The 18752-nt window shown below is 63.0% G+C and carries 16 protein-coding genes; 7 read left to right on the top strand and 9 right to left on the bottom strand.

The features are described from left to right. Positions 1–8 precede the first annotated feature (8 nt). From CDV44_RS01550 to CDV44_RS01535, 4 genes are all read left to right on the top strand, one after another. Complete coding sequence (locus tag CDV44_RS01550; protein WP_087686386.1) at positions 9–1073, top strand: DUF3426 domain-containing protein; 1065 nt, start codon at positions 9–11, stop codon at positions 1071–1073. A 33-nt stretch (positions 1074–1106) separates the two neighbouring features. Continuing rightward, entirely contained in the window at positions 1107–1607 is a 501-nt protein-coding gene (gene tpx / locus CDV44_RS01545) for a thiol peroxidase (RefSeq protein WP_087686385.1), read from the top strand. Between the two features lie 127 nt (positions 1608–1734). Then, positions 1735–2670, top strand: a complete 936-nt coding sequence (locus CDV44_RS01540) for a carbohydrate kinase family protein (RefSeq protein WP_087686384.1) — start codon at positions 1735–1737, stop codon at positions 2668–2670. 16 nt (positions 2671–2686) lie between these two features. Beyond that, positions 2687–3166, top strand: coding sequence for a hypothetical protein (locus CDV44_RS01535; RefSeq protein WP_058376160.1), 480 nt, complete (start codon positions 2687–2689; stop codon positions 3164–3166). Between the two features lie 237 nt (positions 3167–3403). On the opposite strand, the gene CDV44_RS01530 is transcribed toward CDV44_RS01535, so the two are convergent. Both CDV44_RS01530 and CDV44_RS01525 read right to left on the bottom strand, forming a co-directional pair. Further along, positions 3404–4069 (bottom strand): histone H1-like DNA-binding protein, encoded by a 666-nt coding sequence (locus tag CDV44_RS01530; protein WP_058376161.1) that lies wholly within the window; start codon positions 4067–4069, stop codon positions 3404–3406. A gap of 717 nt (positions 4070–4786) precedes the next feature. Continuing rightward, positions 4787–5938 (bottom strand): ribonucleotide-diphosphate reductase subunit beta, encoded by a 1152-nt coding sequence (locus CDV44_RS01525; protein ID WP_087686383.1) that lies wholly within the window; start codon positions 5936–5938, stop codon positions 4787–4789. A 655-nt stretch (positions 5939–6593) separates the two neighbouring features. Between CDV44_RS01525 and CDV44_RS01520 the strand changes: the two genes are divergently transcribed. Beyond that, entirely contained in the window at positions 6594–7559 is a 966-nt protein-coding gene (locus CDV44_RS01520; RefSeq protein WP_087686382.1) for a hypothetical protein, read from the top strand. Positions 7560–7666: 107 nt separating this feature from the next. On the opposite strand, the gene CDV44_RS01515 is transcribed toward CDV44_RS01520, so the two are convergent. From CDV44_RS01515 to CDV44_RS01495, 5 genes are all read right to left on the bottom strand, one after another. Beyond that, positions 7667–10618, bottom strand: coding sequence for a ribonucleoside-diphosphate reductase subunit alpha (locus CDV44_RS01515; RefSeq protein WP_087686381.1), 2952 nt, complete (start codon positions 10616–10618; stop codon positions 7667–7669). 375 nt (positions 10619–10993) lie between these two features. Next, on the bottom strand, positions 10994–11620 hold the full coding sequence (gene ampD, locus CDV44_RS01510; RefSeq protein WP_087686380.1) for a 1,6-anhydro-N-acetylmuramyl-L-alanine amidase AmpD: 627 nt from the start codon (positions 11618–11620) through the stop codon (positions 10994–10996). Positions 11621–12059: 439 nt separating this feature from the next. Further along, positions 12060–12572, bottom strand: a complete 513-nt coding sequence (locus tag CDV44_RS01505; protein WP_058379914.1) for a DUF1269 domain-containing protein — start codon at positions 12570–12572, stop codon at positions 12060–12062. Positions 12573–12795: 223 nt separating this feature from the next. Further along, the gene (locus CDV44_RS01500) at positions 12796–13074 is read right to left on the bottom strand and encodes a PP0621 family protein (protein WP_087686379.1); all 279 of its coding nucleotides are present in this window, start codon (positions 13072–13074) and stop codon (positions 12796–12798) included. A 6-nt stretch (positions 13075–13080) separates the two neighbouring features. After that, positions 13081–13965, bottom strand: a complete 885-nt coding sequence (locus tag CDV44_RS01495) for an inner membrane protein YpjD (RefSeq protein ID WP_087686378.1) — start codon at positions 13963–13965, stop codon at positions 13081–13083. A gap of 103 nt (positions 13966–14068) precedes the next feature. Between CDV44_RS01495 and ffh the strand changes: the two genes are divergently transcribed. Further along, on the top strand, positions 14069–15433 hold the full coding sequence (gene ffh, locus CDV44_RS01490; protein ID WP_058376168.1) for a signal recognition particle protein: 1365 nt from the start codon (positions 14069–14071) through the stop codon (positions 15431–15433). Between the two features lie 141 nt (positions 15434–15574). Continuing rightward, positions 15575–16123, top strand: a complete 549-nt coding sequence (locus CDV44_RS01485; RefSeq protein WP_058376169.1) for a hypoxanthine-guanine phosphoribosyltransferase — start codon at positions 15575–15577, stop codon at positions 16121–16123. Between the two features lie 96 nt (positions 16124–16219). On the opposite strand, the gene CDV44_RS01480 is transcribed toward CDV44_RS01485, so the two are convergent. Further along, a complete protein-coding gene (locus CDV44_RS01480; RefSeq protein WP_058376170.1) occupies positions 16220–16813 on the bottom strand; it encodes a MarC family protein in 594 nt (197 codons plus the stop codon). A gap of 164 nt (positions 16814–16977) precedes the next feature. Then, entirely contained in the window at positions 16978–18717 is a 1740-nt protein-coding gene (locus CDV44_RS01475; protein ID WP_087686377.1) for a proline--tRNA ligase, read from the bottom strand. Positions 18718–18752 lie beyond the last annotated feature (35 nt).

The raw sequence follows: 18752 nt of genomic DNA, 5'->3' as shown, positions 1-18752 counted from the left end.
CGAGTCCCATGACCCTATCCCCGCGCGTTCTGGCTACCCGCTGCCCTCACTGCCACACCGTCTTTCGCGTCGTCGCCGACCAGCTCAAGCTGCGCGACGGCCTGGTGCGCTGCGGCCACTGCCGCGAAGTGTTCGACGGGCGCGCGTATCTCTGTGAACCGCCGGGAGAGGGAGACGACGAGGCCATTTCAGCAGCATCAGACTCGAGCGCGGCAGCGAGCGACGGTGCCGCCAACGAACCCGCCGACACCACGAGCGCTGACGATATCGAAAGCGAAGCCTCGGCAGCACGCATGTCCGTGCCCGAGATGCTGACGCCTACGGCCATCGCAGCACTGCTCGGCACCCCCGACGAGAGCCGTGCGCAGATGCAGCACGGCCCGGGCCGCTATATCGACGACGACCCCACCGTATTGCCTGCACCGACGGCGACACCGGCCAGCGCAAAGCTCGCGGGCGCATCGGCCATCGCACCTGCCGAAAAGCCGCCGGGTGCCGCCCGCGTCATCTGGCGCGTGCTGATCACGCTGGCGGTCATCGGTCTGCTCGCGCAGTGGGCTTGGATCGAACGCGCGGCGCTCGTCGACCGCTTCCCCGCGCTGCGCGACGCGTTCGCCACCGTCGGACGGCCGCTGCACATCGCCATCGCGCCCGCACGTCAGCCGGACATGCTGCAACTCTCGAGCGTCACGCTGGTGACCGACGACAGCAGCGCCCCCGACGCGACCAATAACAACGGCGCTGCCGACACCGCGACAGCTGCGACCATCGCCGCCGCGAGCGACGCCTCGGCAGACGCTACCGTCCCGGCCGACAGTGTGCCGATGACGCTGACCGTGTTCATGCGCAACGATGCCGGTCACGCCGTCGCGTGGCCATCGCTCGAACTCACGCTCTCGGATATCGACGGCAAGCCGGTCGTGCGACGCGTTTTTGCTGCGGGCGATTATGTTGCCGACGGCGCGTTGCGCGATGCGGGCCTTGCACCGCACAACGAACGCACGATTCGGTTACGATTGTCGGCGCAAGCAGCGCTTGCCAGTAACTATCGGGTACTCGCGTTTTATCCCTGATAGCGCTGCCGCACTCAACACTAGGAGATATCAATGTCCCAAGTCACCCTCGGGGGCAACCCCATCGAAGTCGACGGCCAGTTCCCGCAAAAAGGGCAAACTGCACCGGCGCTCAAGCTGGTCAATGCCAAATTGCAGGACGTCACGCTCGACGACTTCGCGGGCAAACGCAAGGTTCTGAACATCGTGCCCAGCCTCGACACGCCGACCTGCGCCACCTCGACCCGCAAGTTCAACGAAGCCGCCGGCAAGCTTGAGAACACTGTCGTGCTCGTGATCTCGGCCGACCTGCCGTTCGCCATGAGCCGCTTCTGCGCGACCGAAGGCCTGAACAACGTCGTCACGCTCTCGACCATGCGCGGCCGTGAGTTCCTGAAGGACTACGGCGTCGCTATCACGACCGGCCCGCTCGCCGGCGTGAGCGCCCGCGCCGTGGTGGTGCTCGATGCCGAGAACCGCGTCGTGCACGCCGAACTCGTGCCCGAGATCAAGAACGAACCGAACTACGACGCCGCACTGGCTGCGCTGGCGTAAGCCGGTAGTTCACCGGCCATCATCCGTGATGGCCAATTGCATGACCCGTGCCGGCGCCTGCGCCGGCACATTGCCGTCCGGCTGCCGTGCCGCCGTGCCCCTCTGACTACTAGCAAGGAATCATCTCGTGACTACCGTGATCTGCGGCTCGCTCGCCTACGACAACATCATGACGTTCGAAGGCCGCTTCGGCGAGCACATCCTGCCCGACCAGGTGCACATCCTGAACGTGAGCTTCCTGGTGCCGACCATGCGCCGCAACTTCGGCGGCTGCGCGGGCAACATCGGCTATAGCCTGCATCTGCTCGGCGGCTCGCCCACGGTGATGGCCACGGTCGGCGAAGACGGCGGTGCCTACCTCGAGCGCTTCAGCTCGCTCGGCATGACCACCGAGTTCGTGCGCACGGTGCCCGACAGCATGACGGCCAACGCGATGATCACCACCGATCTGGATAACAACCAGATCACGGCCTTCCACCCGGGCGCGATGATGTTCTCGGCACAAAACCACGTGAGCGACGTGAAGGGCGCGACGCTCGGCATCGTGGCACCCGATGGCCCCGATGCGATGCTTGCGCACGCCGAAGGGTTTGCCGCCGCCGGCGTCCCGTTCGTGTTCGATCCGGGCCAGGGCCTGCCGATTCTCTCGTCCGAGACACTGCGCCGCATCGTGGAACTTGCCACTTATCTGGCGGTCAACGACTACGAAGCCAAGCTCCTCGCCTCCAAGACCGGTTGGTCGCTGGAAGACCTCCAGTCGCGAGTCGAGGCACTGATCGTCACGCGCGGAGAACACGGGGCCCTGATCTTCGCCGGCGGTGAGCAGCACGACATTCCTGCTGTGAAAGCCAAGCGAGTCGTCGATCCGACCGGATGCGGCGACGCGTTCCGTGGCGGGTTGCTCTATGGCATCGAAAAGGGTCTCGACTGGCCGACCACTGGCCGACTGGCCAGCCTGATGGGTTCGCTCAAGATTGCCGAGCAGGGCCCGCAGACCTATGCACCGACGCGCGCCGACATCGACGCGCAATATGAAGAAGCGTTCGGCCACCGCTTCGAATGATTTCAGGATATTAACGATGGCACGACTGACCACACCGCTCGTAGTTCTCACCGTCACGGCATCGCTCATGCTGTCCGCCTGCACGGCGTTCGGCCCGAGCAATTCCGCAAGCGTCTACAACAGCCGCCAGGCACAACGCGAACAAGTCGTTCGCATGGGCACGGTCGAATCGGTTCGTCCGGTGACGATCGATAGCAGCAACGGCGATCCGGGCGTGCTCGGTGTTGTCGGCGGCGGCGCACTGGGTGCGATCGGTGGCAGCGCCATCGGTGGCGGTCGCGGCTCGATTGCCACGGGCATCATCGGCGGTCTGCTCGGCGCAGTTGCCGGGCAAGCCGTCGAGAACCGCATGAGCAAGAAGGCGGGGCTGGAGATCACCGTGCGACTCGACAACGGTGAGTTGCGTGCCATCACGCAGGATGCCGACGATGCGTTCCAGCCGGGCCAGCGCGTACGCCTGCTCTCGAGCGGCGGTGTGACGCGCGTGACGCACTAAGGCATCAGGAAGACGGCAAGACTCGCGAGCGCCACCACGACGCTCTGAGCGCAATCCAAGTCCATGCAGCGGGCGACCACAGGTCGCCCGTTTGCATTTCTGCACTCACACACTCGCTGTTCGTTCGCCCATGAAAAAACCCGCTGTGGCGACTCGCGTCACAGCGGGTTTCTGATCGAGTAGGACTACTCGGTCAAAAGACACCTAAGTGTCTTGGTCCCTGCGTCAGCACTCGAATTACGGACGGCTGCCGGTCGGGAACGGCCATGCAGCTGCCGGGTTCAGTGCCGTCTTCGGAGCAGCTGCCGGTGCTGCTGCGGGAGCCGCAGCAGGCTTGGCAACCTTCTTCACGACAGCCTTCTTCACAGCAGGCTTCTTGGCAGCAGCCGGCTTAGCGGCCGGCTTGGCAGCGGGCTTCTTCGCAGCAGCGGCAGGCTTCTTGGCAGCCGGCTTCTTCGCAGCAGCCTTCTTCGCAGCAGGCTTGGCAGCCGGCTTCTTGGCAGCAACCTTCTTCACTGCTGCCTTCTTGGCTGCCGGCTTCTTGGCGGCGACTTTCTTGACGGCTGCTTTCTTAGCGACCGGCTTCTTCGCAGCAACCTTCTTCACTGCGGCTTTCTTGGCCACCGGCTTCTTGGCTGCAACCTTCTTCACCGCTGCCTTCTTGGCCACCGGCTTCTTCGCAGCAACCTTCTTCACTGCGACTTTCTTGGCTGCCGGCTTCTTAGCGGCGACCTTCTTGGCGGCCGGCTTCTTAGCGGCAACAGCCTTCTTGGCGACCGGCTTCTTAGCGGCCACAGCCTTCTTGGCGACAGGCTTCTTGGCAGCAGCAGCCTTCTTCGCTACCGGCTTCTTCGCAACAGCAGCCTTCTTGACTGCGGGTTTTTTCTTAGCAGTAGTAGCCATCACAATGCTCCTTAACGTGAGATATCACTCAAACGAAACTACCTGAGAAGGAAACCCGACCACCGCACGGCGAACCGCCGGCGAGCGGGCTATTCATCGGCGTACGCATCGGACATCGACGGCTTACGCTAATGAATTCGGCGCTGCGCGCATGACGCTTACCATGAGTGGTCACGCGCGCAAAAAAATTGCCGACGACATCGCCGTCAGCAATTCGATTGTCTTGATAGGGGGAGTTCGCCAGATTCTTCGGGGGGTAGCTTGCCTGTCCCGTCATCGGGATGGAGGAGATTGCGATAGCGGATAAGCGATACTGCTTGCTATGCACCAAGGTTTTTACGCTCCGTAACTACCAGCTCTCTGTCGCGGGAGGAAAGCAATGTGCTTTCGTGTGTTCATCGAGACTGCAATTTATTTGAGCGAATAATAATTCTTTTGTGATGCGATGTTAATACTTTGCGCATAAAAAAGCGCACATCAATCGCAACGAAGAAGTCAATCTGTTGTATTTGATGCACATCGCACGCGTGCTTCGATCGCTTCGACGCACTTACAAGCATGCGATGACGAGGGCGATGTGTGTGACTCATGCCTTCTCTTGCGCTTCGCTTTGACTTCTCTTCGCACAAGTCACGCGTGCTTCGCACGCACACACCACCCTCTCAAGAACCGCATGAATGCTGGCTTTGCAGCCAGCACCCATTTTTCACGCAACGCTTAGTCCCAGCTCAACGCACCGCCGGTTTGATAATCGATCACTCGCGTCTCGAAGAAGTTGCGCTCCTTCTTGAGGTCGATCATCTCGCTCATCCACGGGAACGGATTCTCTTCGTTCGGGTAGAGCGCCTCGAGACCGATTTGTGCGCAGCGACGGTTCGCGATGAAGCGCAAATAGCTCTTGAACATGCCCGCGTTCAGACCGAGCACGCCGCGCGGCATCGTGTCTTCAGCGTAGCGATACTCCAGCTCGACTGCCTTCTTGAACAGCTCGCGAATCTCGTCGCGGAACTCCGGCGTCCACAGGTTAGGGTTTTCCAGCTTCACCTGATTGATCAGGTCGATGCCGAAGTTGCAGTGCATCGACTCGTCGCGAAGGATGTACTGATACTGCTCCGCAGCACCGGTCATCTTGTTCTGACGGCCCAGCGCGAGGATCTGCGTGAAGCCGACGTAGAAGAACAGACCTTCCATGATGCAGGCGAACACGATCAGCGAGCGCAGCAGCTTTTGGTCATTCTCCTGCGTGCCGGTCTGGAACGACGGGTCGGCAACCACTTCGATGAACGGCAGCAGGAACTCGTCCTTGTCGCGAATCGACGCCACTTCGTGATACGCGTTGAAGATCTCGCCTTCGTCCAGGCCCAGGCTCTCGACGATGTACTGATAGGCGTGCGTGTGGATCGCTTCTTCAAACGCCTGACGCAGCAGGAACTGACGGCACTCGGGCGCAGTGATGTGGCGATACGTGCCGAGCACGATGTTGTTCGCGGCGAGCGAGTCGGCGGTCACGAAGAAGCCGAGGTTGCGCTTGATGATGCGGCGCTCGTCTTCGGTCAGACCATTCGGATCCTTCCACAGGGCGATGTCGCGCGACATGTTCACTTCCTGCGGCATCCAGTGGTTGGCGCAACCGGCCAGATACTTCTCCCACGCCCATTTGTACTTGAACGGCACCAGTTGGTTCACGTCGGTCGTGCCGTTGATCACGCGCTTGTCGGAGGCGCTCACGCGGCGCGTCGACGACGAGGCGATCACGTTCGGGGTATCCCCCTGCGTGCCAAGGATGTTCTCCGCCGGCGTGAAGCTAGCAGCAGGGGCTGCCGGTGCAGCAGGTTTGGCGGTGGTGGTCTCTTCTTCCCAGTTCAACATAGGGTCTCGGTCCGTTCAGGTTGATGCGGTGCACACAACTACGCACACCGCCGAAGTGGCAGATCAGCCGATCACTCGCCTGGGGCGTGTGCGACTCGGCTGATACGAATTAATGGTTACTTAACTTACTGGGTCACGCGCAAAAAGCCATGCGTTCCGGCGGACATCATCGCGCGATTCGCGTGACGGGCGGCGGAAAATCCGCAAGGGTCGATACCGTGTTTCGGGGGCCAGTCAGAGGCGCATTCGCGCACTTTTGAGGAACTTCGCAGACGGGGGAGTTGGCTTGCGTCACTGGCAACATCATGACCTCCCGACGTCGAATTGAATGACTCAAATTTAGCACAATTACGTCGCGTATTCCAGCACCCTCCACTATATATAGTGCCGCACTCCATGCAAACCACTATACCTAGTGTTACACCGCAACACTCGTGCCACGCCCGCCAAGCCCCGCGGGACCGGCATGTTGCCACGATTTGCGGGCGGGCGGTAGGGTTTGCGCAGCGCCTGGCGCGACGTTGGCGGCGAGCCACTCGGCACGACAACATCGGGCGTATCCTATGCGTCACGCGTCACCCGCGCAGCGAACCCGGACGGCAGATCCGGACGCGCGGCGCGTCAAGACGCGAAGGAGACGAAGGAGATACTGACGATGCATTCCCCTGATGCCGGCAACGCACGCGCCCTCGCGACGCTTCCCCCGGGCGCGACACCGCTCACCCTCACCCCGGGCAAACCGCTCCGGCTCTCGGCCGGGTCGTTGATCGCCGAAGTGCAACCGGGCTGCGGCGGGCGGCTCGCCCGACTGGCGCGGCGCGACACACGCGGCGATCTGTTCGACTACCTCATACCACTCGGCAACGAACCCTTTGTATCGGACGAATGGCCGAAGGCCGGCGCGTTTCCGATGCTGCCCTATACCAATCAGTTGCGTGACGACACGCTCCATTGGCAAGGCCGAGCCATCGCCGCCCGTGACGCGGCAGTGGCCTCCAGTTCGCTGCACGGCTGGGGGCTGCGCCGCCCTTGGGAAGTCGTGGACGAGAGCGCGCACTGCTGCGTGCTGCAACTCGACAGCCCCGCACAACCCGAGTGGCCTTGGCACTATCAGGCCTATCTGTCGATATCGCTCGATGCGCAAGGTGTCGACATGCAGCTCTCGCTCACCAATCTCTCCGCGGGCGAGATGCCGGCCGGGCTCGGTCTGCATCCTTACTTCCGTTGGCCCGCCGGGGCGCGTCTGACGTTCGAAGCGGAGTCCATCTGGCGCTCGCCCTCGGAAGACGTCCGGTGGCCGAGCGAACAGCGCATTCATGTCGGCGCCATCGAGGTGGTGTCGGTCGGCGGCGGGCTCGACAGCAAAGGCCGCTCGACGTGGTTCGCTGAAGTGCCCACCGAGGCCGGTCGGTTCGATGCGCGCATCGACTACGCCGGCGGCCTGCGCTCGGCGACGGTGCGCAGCGACGATGCCTCGTGGCTCGTGGTGCACTCGCCCGCTGGGCGCCCCTACCTGTGCCTGGAGCCGTCGACGCATCGCGTCGGTGACTTCGATCACGACCACGCCCGGGTGCCGCATGGCGAGACGCTCAACCTGTCGATGCGGATTGATCTGGCGTGACCTGACCTGAGCGGGAAGACACCCAAGAAAAAACCCCGTCGCCCTGAGGGACCGACGGGGTTTTTTCCGAGTGGCCGGCACCGAACCGGCACCGGCACGAACTCAAATTACTGGCAGGCTTCGCACTCGTCGAAACCGGCATCGCCCGGACGCATCGTGCAGACCGCGCCTTCGGCTTCCGGCATCGGCTGGGCCAACGGCGAGGTCGGCTCGGCCGAGAAGCTGCTCGTCGGCGTCACACCGCCCGAACTCACCGAGTTCAGCGCGCCGTGGTTCACCGTCGACTTCTCGACGTGCGTGGCCGACATCGTACGGAGGTAGTACGTGGTCTTCAGACCGCGCGTCCACGCCAGCTTGTACGTCTCGTCGAGCTTCTTGCCCGAAGCGCCGCCCATATAGATATTGAGCGACTGCGCCTGATCGATCCACTTCTGACGACGCGAGGCCGCTTCGACCAGCCACTTCGGCTCGACTTCGAATGCCGTGGCGTAGATTTCACGCAGATCGGCCGGCACGCGGTCGATACGCGAGAGCGAGCCGTCGAAGTACTTCAGGTCGGCGACCATCACTTCGTCCCACAGGCCACGCGCCTTCAGATCACGCACCAGATACTCGTTCACCACCGTGAATTCACCCGACAGGTTCGACTTCACGTACAGGTTCTGGAACGTCGGCTCGATACAGGCCGACACGCCGATGATGTTCGAGATCGTTGCGGTCGGTGCGATCGCCACGCAGTTCGAGTTGCGCATGCCGTGCGAAGCGATGTGCTTGCGCAGGCTGTCCCAGTCCAGCGTTGCCGACTGGTCGACTTCGAGGTAGCCACCGCGCTCTTCAGCCAGCAGCTTGATCGAGTCTTGCGGCAGGATGCCGCGATCCCACAGCGAGCCCTTGTACGACGAGTACTGACCGCGTTCCTTGGCCAGCTCGCTCGACGCCCAGTAGGCGTAGTAGCAAACGGCTTCCATCGAACGGTCGGCGAACTCGACGGCATCGTCGGACGCGTACGGCGTGCGCAGCAGGTGCAGGCAGTCCTGGAAACCCATGATGCCCATGCCCACCGGACGGTGATGCAGGTTCGAATTACGCGCCTTCGTCACGGCGTAGTAATTGATGTCGATCACGTTGTCGAGCATGCGCATCGCCACGCGAACGGTGCGTTGCAGCTTCTCGTGATCCAGCTCGTAGCCGTTGGCCGTCTGTTTCAGGTGAGCCACCAGGTTCACCGAGCCGAGGTTACACACGGCAATTTCGGTCTCGCTCGTGTTCAGCGTGATTTCCGTGCACAGGTTCGACGAGTGCACCACGCCCACGTGCTGCTGCGGCGAACGGATGTTGCACGGGTCCTTGAACGTGATCCACGGGTGGCCGGTTTCGAACAGCATGCCCAGCATCTTGCGCCAGAGCGCTTGTGCCGGCACCTTCTTGAACAGCTTCAGTTCGCCGCGCGCTGCCTTGTCTTCGTAGGCGGTGTACGCCTGCTCGAAGGCCTTGCCGTACTTGTCGTGCAGGTCCGGGCAGGTCGACGGCGAGAACAGCGTCCATTCACCGCCTTCCATCACGCGCTTCATGAACAGATCGGGAATCCAGTTCGCCGTGTTCATGTCGTGCGTACGGCGACGGTCGTCGCCGGTGTTCTTGCGCAGTTCCAGGAATTCTTCGATATCCAGGTGCCACGTTTCCAGGTACGCGCAGACCGCGCCCTTGCGCTTGCCGCCCTGGTTCACGGCCACGGCCGTGTCGTTGACCACCTTCAGGAACGGCACCACGCCCTGGCTCTTGCCGTTCGTGCCCTTGATATGCGAGCCGAGCGCGCGAACCTGCGTCCAGTCGTTGCCCAGACCGCCGGCAAACTTCGACAGCAGTGCGTTTTCCTTGAGCGCTTCGTAAATGCCTTCCAGATCGTCCGAGACGGTCGTCAGGTAGCACGACGACAGCTGCGAGCGGCGCGTACCCGAGTTGAACAGCGTCGGGGTCGAGCTCATGAAGTCGAAGCTCGAGAGGATCTGATAGAACTCGATCGCGCGCGCTTCGCGCTCGACTTCGTTCAATGCCAGACCCATTGCCACGCGCATGTAGAACGCCTGCGGCATTTCGATGCGATGGCTGTCGATATGCAGGAAGTAGCGGTCGTACAGCGTTTGCAGACCCAGATAGTTGAACTGGAGGTCGCGCGACGCGTCGAGTGCGGCGCCCAGCTTGGCCAGGTCATACGTGAGCAGTTGCTCGTCGAGCAGTTCGGCTTCCACGCCTTGCTTGATGAAGCGCGGGAAGTATTCGACGTAACGGGCTGCCATCTCGCCCTGCGGCACTTCTTCGCCGAGGATTTCGCGGCGGATCGTGTGCATCAGAATACGAGCGGTGACGAGGCTGTACGCCGGCTCTTTCTCGATGAGGGTACGCGAGGCGAGGATCGCCGAGTCGTACACCTGCGACAGCGGCACGCCGTCGTACAGGTTCTTGAGGGTTTCGGTCAGAATCGGCTCGGCGCTGACTTCGTTGCCGAGGTTTTCGCAAGCAGCCTGCACTACGCCACGCAGCACGCCCATGTCGAGGGAGCGCGTCACGCCGTTGTCGGTGACACGCAGCACCGGCGCGTCAGGCGCTGCCGATTCTTGCGTGGTTTCGACCGAGTGAGCACGCTCTTGCGAACGCTTTTCGCGATACAGCACGTAGGCACGTGCGACGTTGTGCTCGCCTTCGCGCATGAGCGCGAGTTCGACCTGATCCTGAATGTCTTCGATGTGGAACGTACCGCCGTTCGGGCGGCTGCGCACCAGCGCACGCACGACGGCTTGCGTCAGTTGCTCCACGAGTTCGCGAACACGCGCCGAAGCCGCACCCTGACCGCCGTTCACGGCGAGGAACGCCTTGGTCACGGCGATGGCGATCTTCGACGGCTCGAAACCCACCACCGCGCCGTTACGTCGAATCACTTTGAAGTCGGCGTTGGTCGCCGGTTCGAAGGCGCCCGTGGTTTGGGGCGCCGACGCACCCGTGCTGCCGGCATTCGCGGCGGCCGTCGGGTTCGGGCGGGTGAGGTTTTCGTTAGTCTGCATGTAAAAACTCCCGTTCCAATGAGATGGTGCTGTTAGCGCGTCTCTACCAGTTTGACGGCCGGCAAAAATGCGCCCTTGGGGGCGCCGATGGAGCGAAGTGCTGAACACCGTACGACCGACGGACGGCCAAGGGTTCGAGGTGTCCGCTGCACGGCTTTGCTGCTGTACCGCCCCACAAAACGCCGCGGGACAGCACGGTATTGATGGATATTGCTTCCTGCGCCGACCTCATGAAAAACCACTACATATAGTGGTCGGCACCCGAATTGGCACTAAGTATAGTGGAGATGACGCACTCCGCAAACTCAAAAATTTGTGTCGCCGGGAAGGCCCGTGGCGTCGCCGTGTCAAGCAAAACCTAGTCCGGCATGGGGGTTAATCCGCCGGTTGAAACGGCAACATCGCAGGGTTCAGGCCCGCCATCCGGCGCCACCGCTGCCACTCGAAATGCGGCCCCGGATCCGTCTTCCGGCCCGGTGCTATATCGGCATGTCCGGCGACAGCTTGAATCGGGTAACGCAGCTGCAACGTTTGCGTCAGCGCCGCCAGCGTCGCGTACTGCGCCTCGGTGAACGGCGTCTCGTCGGTGCCTTCCAGCTCCACCCCGATCGAGAAATCGTTGCAGCGCGCCCGCCCTTCGAACGACGATGCACCGGCGTGCCATGCCCGGGCGTCGCACGACACGAACTGTTGCAACGCACCATCGCGGCGCACGAGAAAGTGCGACGACACGTGTACGCCGCGAATCTCGTCGAAGAACGGATGCGCGTCGTGGTCGAGCCGGTTCTGGAAGAACGCGGGAATCTCGTCGCCGCCGAACTGCCCCGGCGGCAGCGAGATGTTGTGCACCACGAGCAAGTCGGTCGGCAGCCCGGCCGGACGTGCATCGAAATTCGGCGATGGCAGTCGCTGCGCTTCGCGCACCCAGCCTTCGGTGTCGAGCGTGAAGACCGGCAGCCGGTTCGGCGCGCCTTCGACCTTCGATCGATCCGGTGCGTTCATGCCGCGCCCCGCGACAACATACGAGATACCGCAGCGCAAGCGCTGACGCGGCGATCCGGCCGGTGGGCAACGATAGGGGACACAAATGACTGGAGCATGACGGGCACGGCGATCTCCCGTAGAGCGAGGGGCGCCATTGTAGCCCACTTGGCGTAACGCCGCCGACGCGGGGCCCAACGGTCGTGGCGGGGTGTCAAGGGATGCTCGATATGACGCACGATGTGATGCGCACTCCCGCTACTGTGCCCGCCCGATGCCCGGAAAAAAATCGGCAGAATCCCCAAAGAAGAAGCCTCTCGCCGTTCTAGGCCGAGAGGCTTCCATGGGCGTTGCCACGCCCGGGGGTGGCAACGGACTCGTGTCGTGCAACACGCGTACCACCCCGCACCGCTCACAGGGGCGGCGCCATTGGCCGTTGCCGGCCGGATGAACCCATCGATCACGGAAATGCCGGAATCGCCGCCTCCACCCCTTCCATATGCGCTTCGGGATGGTGCGCTTTCAACATCTCGCGAACCTCGTCGACGCGGCTCTCGCGCACATCGACCATCAGCAGAATCTGGCCTTGCTCCAGCGGCTCGCGGAACATCTTGAGCCGCGAGTTCGGCACCGATACGCCGATCATGCTCGACACCCACGCGCCGAACAGCGAACCGAGCGGCGCGGTAATGATCATCAACTCCCATTGGGGACGTGTGCCCACGATGGGGAAAAACGCCGCGACTGCACCGACTGCCAGCCCACAGAAGCCACCGATCACGAGCCCGGCTTCGGCGCCGTGCACGATATCGGAAGTCTGTAGGAGGTTAGCCTCGTGCAGTCCCTCCAGGTCCATTTCGTCACGTGCCATGAAGTGGATGTGACGCTCCTCGATTCGCGCCAGCAGCAGGTCACTCATCGTGCGCTGCGCACTCGCCAAATCGGGAAGAAGGAAATACATCCGTCTGCGCATCAACATATGGCGCCCTCCTGTCGACTGATCCCCCATCCCGTCTCGTCATGCTTGTTCTTGTTTTGTACGGGGCTGGTTACTGTGTTTTAGTGCATGCGACAGGCATGCGCAAGCCGGCCACCGGGGCAGGCTTGCTAATAGAGAGAGGCAGCGGGAAAGAAAGCGCGGGGAATATGCGAGGAATGGGCCCCGACGTATGCGCGGTGAGGCCGCGCTTCGGGGCTCAGGCGCGGCGTTCGCGCGCGAGATAGGCGTCGCGATGCGCGCCACTGCAAAAATGCGTGCCGCCGGCGCCATGTATCGCGTCGCTCTCGGGCAGATAGGTATCGCACTCCTGGCAGCGCACCATGCGCTCGGCCGGCGGCAGCGACTGTTGCACGGTGGTCTTCGCCCCGCTCGCGGGCGGCGGGCGCATACGGTCGGCATCGCGCTTGCGCTCGTTATGACGCATCCACCAGGTGCCCAGCACCAACAACACCAGTAACAGCAAGATATTGCGCATCGCGCTTCAAGTCTCCGTCATGCGATGCAGCACCACCTCTAGCACGAAGCGAGAACCGACATACGCCAGCAACAGCGCCACGAATGACGCCAGAACCCAACGCAGCGCGACCTTACCGCGCCACCCATAAAAATGCCGCCCCAGCAGCACCGCGCCGAACATCAGCCACGACACCACCGCGAACACGGTCTTGTGATCGATGCGCACCGCGCGCCCGAAGAGCGCCTCGGAGAACATCACGCCGGAAATCAGCGTCAGCGTGAGCAGCACGAAGCCCGCACCGATCAGGCGGAACAGCAGCTTCTCCATCGTGAGCAGCGGCGGCAGTGTTTCGAGCCAGCGGGCCAGCCAGCCAGTCGGCTCGCTGCCGCGCGACGGATGCAGTTGCCGCTCGGCATAAATCATCAGCAGCGCATGCAGCGCCGCGAGTGCGAACAGGCCATACGCCATGTTCGCGATGATGAAGTGCACCTTGAAGATCGGTTCGGCCGCAAAGCCGAGAATTCGCACGTCGGGAAAGATCAGCGGCAGGATGCAGGCCACCGCCGCGATCGGTGTGACCATTAGCCGCAGGCTGTCGAGCGGGAAGAAGAAACTTTCGATCCAGTAGATGCCCACTGAGAGCCAGAGCATGGCCGAGAGCATGTACGCGAAACCGAAGTGCATGCTGTCGGCACGGAAGATCGTCTGATGCAGCAACACCCCGTGCAGCGCGAGCGCGACGAACAGCGAAAGCTGCATCGGCCAGCGCGAAGGCGTGCCCGTGACCGGCGCAGGCGCGAGTTGCCCGCCCGCCATCGCGAGTGCGGCATCGCGCCGGTAACCTTGCCAAGAACAAACCGCCAACCCGGCGTAGAGGATGGCGGTCAGCGCATACAGTAAAATAGTCATGTTTGAAGTTTACACCAGCCCATGACGGGCGCGCTGCCGTGCTGCTCACTCGCCCGGGCACGCCCGCCCACCGGGCCACTGCGGGTCTTACAGGATACGTTTCATGCTCGACAATCTCACTACGCGCCTTGCCAAGGTCGTCAAGACCCTGCGCGGCGAAGCCCGTCTGACCGAGGCCAACACGCAGGAAATGCTGCGCGAAGTGCGCCTTGCCCTGCTTGAGGCTGACGTTGCCCTGCCCGTGGTCCGCGATTTCGTCGCCAAGGTGCGCGAAAAGGCGCTCGGCGAAGAAGTCGTCGGCAGCCTCTCGCCGGGTCAGGCGCTCGTGGGCGTGGTCCAGCGCGAACTCACCGCGCTCATGGGCGGCGACTACGAAGGCCGCGCCGCCGAACTCAATCTCGCCACCACCCCGCCCGCCATCATCCTGATGGCCGGTCTGCAAGGTGCGGGTAAGACCACCACCGTCGGTAAGCTCGCCAAGCTGCTGCGCGCGCAGAAGAAGAAAGTCCTCACCGTTTCCGTCGACGTCTACCGCCCTGCCGCTATCGCGCAGTTGCAGACGGTGACCGAACAGGTCGACGCCGACTTCTTCCCGTCGCAACCCGATCAGAAACCGGTCGACATCGCCCGCGCGGCGGTGGACTGGGCACGCCGCCATCACCACGACGTGCTGCTCGTCGACACGGCCGGCCGTCTGGGTATCGACGAAGCGATGATGCAGGAAATTACCGCCCTGCATACGGAGCTGAAACCGATCGAAACGCTGTTCGTCGTTGACGCCATGCTCGGTCAGGACGCCGTGAACACCGCCCGTGCCTTCAACGAAGCGCTGCCGCTCACCGGCGTGGTGCTCACCAAGCTCGACGGCGACTCGCGTGGCGGTGCCGCGCTGTCGGTGCGTCACATCACCGGCAAGCCGATCAAGTTCGTCGGTGTGGGCGAAAAGCTCGACGGCCTCGAAGTCTTCCACCCGGACCGCATGGCGAACCGGATTCTCGGCATGGGCGACATTCTCGCGCTCGTCGAGGAAGCCCAGCGCGGCGTGGACGTGCAGGCCGCCCAGAAGCTCGCAGAGAAGGTCAAGAAAGGCGGTGACTTCGATCTGAACGACTTCAAGGCGCAGATCGGCCAGATGAAGAAAATGGGCGGGCTTTCCTCGCTCATGGACAAGCTGCCGGCGCAGTTCCAGGCCGCCGCCAGCCAGACCAATATGGATCAGGCCGAGAAGCAGGTGCGCCGCATGGAAGGCATCATCAACTCGATGACGCCGACCGAGCGCGCCAAGCCGGAACTGATCAAGGCCAGCCGCAAGCGCCGCATCGCTGCCGGCGCAGGCGTGCAGGTGCAGGAAGTCAACCGCATGCTCAATCAGTACGACCAGATGCGCACGATGATGAAGAAGCTCAAGGGCGGCGGCATGATGAAGATGATGCGCAGCATGAAGGGCATGATGCCGGGCATGCGCTAAGCGCGCAGACGTTCTCTCCCCGGTCGCAGGGTTGCGGCCCGTCAGATTTCGGACAGATCCGGTCAACGCCGGCTATTCCGTATATACTCCGGGCCGCAAATAGCGACATCCCCCGCAACAAGTGATACAGGGTCGCCCCATATGAACCGCGAAGAAGCCCTCGAAGTTTTCCGTAATTCCGAAGAAATCGTCTCGTCCGACCAGGTCAACGCCTCGGTCGACCAGATGGCCGGTGCCATCAAGGCCGCCATCGGCGACGAATTCCCGATGGTGCTGTCGGTCATGGGCGGCGCCGCCGTCTTCACCGGCATGCTGCTGCCGCGCCTCGACTTCCCGCTCGAGTTCGACTACATCCACCTCTCGCGCTACAACAACACCACCACTGGCGGTGCCATGCAGTGGCGTGTCGCCCCGCGTGACTCGGTGCGTGATCGCGTGGTGCTCGTGCTCGACGACATCCTCGACGAAGGTGCGACGATGGCCGCCATTCGCGACCGGATTCTCGAGATGGGCGCGTCGAAGTTCTACAGCGCCGTGCTGTGCGAGAAGATTCTCGCCAAGGACAAGCCGTCGCATCCCGACTTCTGCGGCTTTACCGTGCCCGATCGCTACGTCTTCGGCTGCGGCATGGATGCCAAGGGTTACTGGCGTAACCTGCCGACGATTCGCGCACTGACGACGCCGCGCTGATGTCGTGTTGACGTCAGTCAGGTCGCCATGAAGAAAGGGCCCCTCGGGGCCCTTTTCTTTTGCTGCCGATGCCAGCGATGCCTTCGATGCATGCGCTCAGAACTGATGCACGAAGACTTTCACGCCCTTGAGGATCATCTCGACCGAGATCGCCACGAGAATCAGCCCCATCAGACGCTCGAACGCCGCCACCACGCGTGACCCAAGCAGGCGCTCGATGCGGTCGGCCAGCAACAGCACCACGGCACACACGGCCATCGTCACGCTCAGCGCCGTAATCCATTCGAGCATCCTGCCCGGCTGTTGCGACACCAGCAGCATGACGGTTGCCAGCGCCGACGGCCCGGCAAGCGCGGGAATCGCCAGCGGCACGATGAGCGGCTCACCCGCCGTCGGCAGCGAGCCCTGATCGGGATGCGGGAAGATCATGCGCAGCGCAATCAGAAACAGCACGATGCCGCCCGCCAGTTGCAGCGACAGATCGGTCAGGCTCATCATCCGCAGGAAGCGATCGCCCACAAGCATGAACAGCAGCAGAATCGCGAACGCGATCAGCACCTCTCGCACGATCACGCGCGGCCGTCGCGATGCGGGCACGTTACGCAACGCGTTGACGAAAATCGGGATATTGCCGAACGGATCCGTGATGAGCAGCAGCAGGATCGTGGCCGAAGCGAACGTGTATTCCATACGGAGAATGCTCTGGATATGACAACGGCAGCCGCCAAGGCGACTGCCGTCAGGTAATGCAGGATCCAGCCGACTCAACCTCTACAAGATTGCGCGGCTGGCTGGCAGGTGCGGTGTCATCGGTCGTGCCGACCAGACTCGACTCACTCCCGCCTCACTGACGCTCAGACCGCCTTCGCAGCGCGCACCTTGCCGGTCACGATCTCGGCCACGGTGGCAGCGTCGAGCAACTGGGCTTCCGTCTCGCGACGGCCCTGATACTCGATCTTGCCTTCCTTCAGGCCACGATCGCCGATCACCACGCGGTGCGGCACGCCGATCAGTTCCCAGTCGGCGAACATCACGCCCGGGCGCTCGCCACGGTCATCGAGAATGACGTCGACGCCGGCGGCCAGCAGTTCCTCGTAGAGCTTGTCGGCCGCGGCGCGCACAGCGTCGCTGCGGTCGTAGCCCATCGGGCACAGCACCACTTCGAACGGGGCGATCGATTCCGGCCAGATGATGCCGCGATCGTCGAAATTCTGTTCGATGGCAGCGCCCAGCACGCGCGTGACACCAATGCCGTAGCAGCCCATTTCCATCGGGGCCGGTTTGCCGTTCTCGTCGAGGAAGGTGGCGCCCATGGCATCCGAGTACTTGGTGCCCAACTGGAACACGTGACCCACTTCGATGCCGCGGCACAGGGCGATCTCGCCCTTGCCGTCCGGCGAGGCGTCGCCCGGCACGATGTTGCGCAGATCGGCCACCACTTCGGCTTCGGGCAGATCGCGGCCCCAGTTCACGCCGGTGATGTGGAAGTCCGCCTCGTTGGCGCCGACCACGAAGTCGCTCATCTTGGCCACCGTGCGGTCGACCACCAGCTTGACCGGCTTCTTCGTGCCGATCGGGCCCAGATAGCCCGGCGGCGTGCCGAACCACTCGACGATCTCGGCTTCGGAGGCAAAACGGAAGTCCGTCAGCCCCGGCACCTTGCTCGCCTTGATCTCGTTCAGTTCGTGATCGCCGCGCAGCAGCAGCAGCCAGACCGTGGTGCCGGCGTCTTCGCTGTCGGTCGCCAGCACGATCGACTTGACCGTGCGCGCGAGCGGAATCGACAGCAGTTCGGCCACGGCTTCGCACTTGGCCTTGCCCGGCGTGGCGGTCTTGGTCAGGCCTTCGGCCGGGGCGGCACGCTCGCCTTGCGGGGCGACGGCTTCGGCCATTTCGACGTTGGCCGCATAGTCCGACGTCGGGCAGTAGGCGATGGCGTCTTCGCCGGTGTCGGCGATCACGTGGAATTCATGCGAACCCGAGCCGCCGATCGAGCCGTTGTCGGCCACGACCGCGCGGAAATCCAGCCCCAGACGCGTGAAGATGCGCACATAGGCGTCGAACATCTTCTGATACGAGACTTGCAGGCCGGCACGGTCCTTATCGAACGAGTACGCGTCCTTCATCAGGAATTCGCGGCCGCGCATCACGCCGAAGCGCGGACGGATCTCGTCGCGGAACTTGTTCTGCACCTGATAGAAGTTGACCGGCAGTTGGCGGTAGCTCTTGATCTCGCGGCGCGCGATGTCCGTCACCACTTCTTCGTGGGTCGGCCCGACCACGAAATCGCGGTCGTTGCGGTCCTTCAGGCGCAGCAGCTCCGGGCCGTACTTTTGCCAGCGGCCCGATTCCTGCCAGAGTTCGGCCGGCTGGACGGCCGGCATGAGCAGTTCGAGCGCGCCGGCGCGGTTCATTTCTTCACGGACGATGGCTTCGACCTTGCGAATCGAGCGCAGCCCGATCGGCAGGTAATCGTAGATACCGCCGGCAACGCGACGGATCATGCCGGCACGCACCATCAGCTTGTGGCTGACGATCTCGGCGTCCGCGGGAGCTTCCTTGAGGGTGCCGATGAAGAAACGAGAGGCTTTCATGCAGATTTCCGGAAAAATTAGGGGTCAACGGCCGG

This window comes from Pandoraea sp. PE-S2R-1 (assembly GCF_002179865.1).
Lineage (GTDB): Bacteria > Pseudomonadota > Gammaproteobacteria > Burkholderiales > Burkholderiaceae > Pandoraea.
The sequence above is the reverse complement of the archived record's forward strand: the minus strand, read 5'-3'. Positions and strand labels throughout refer to the sequence as shown.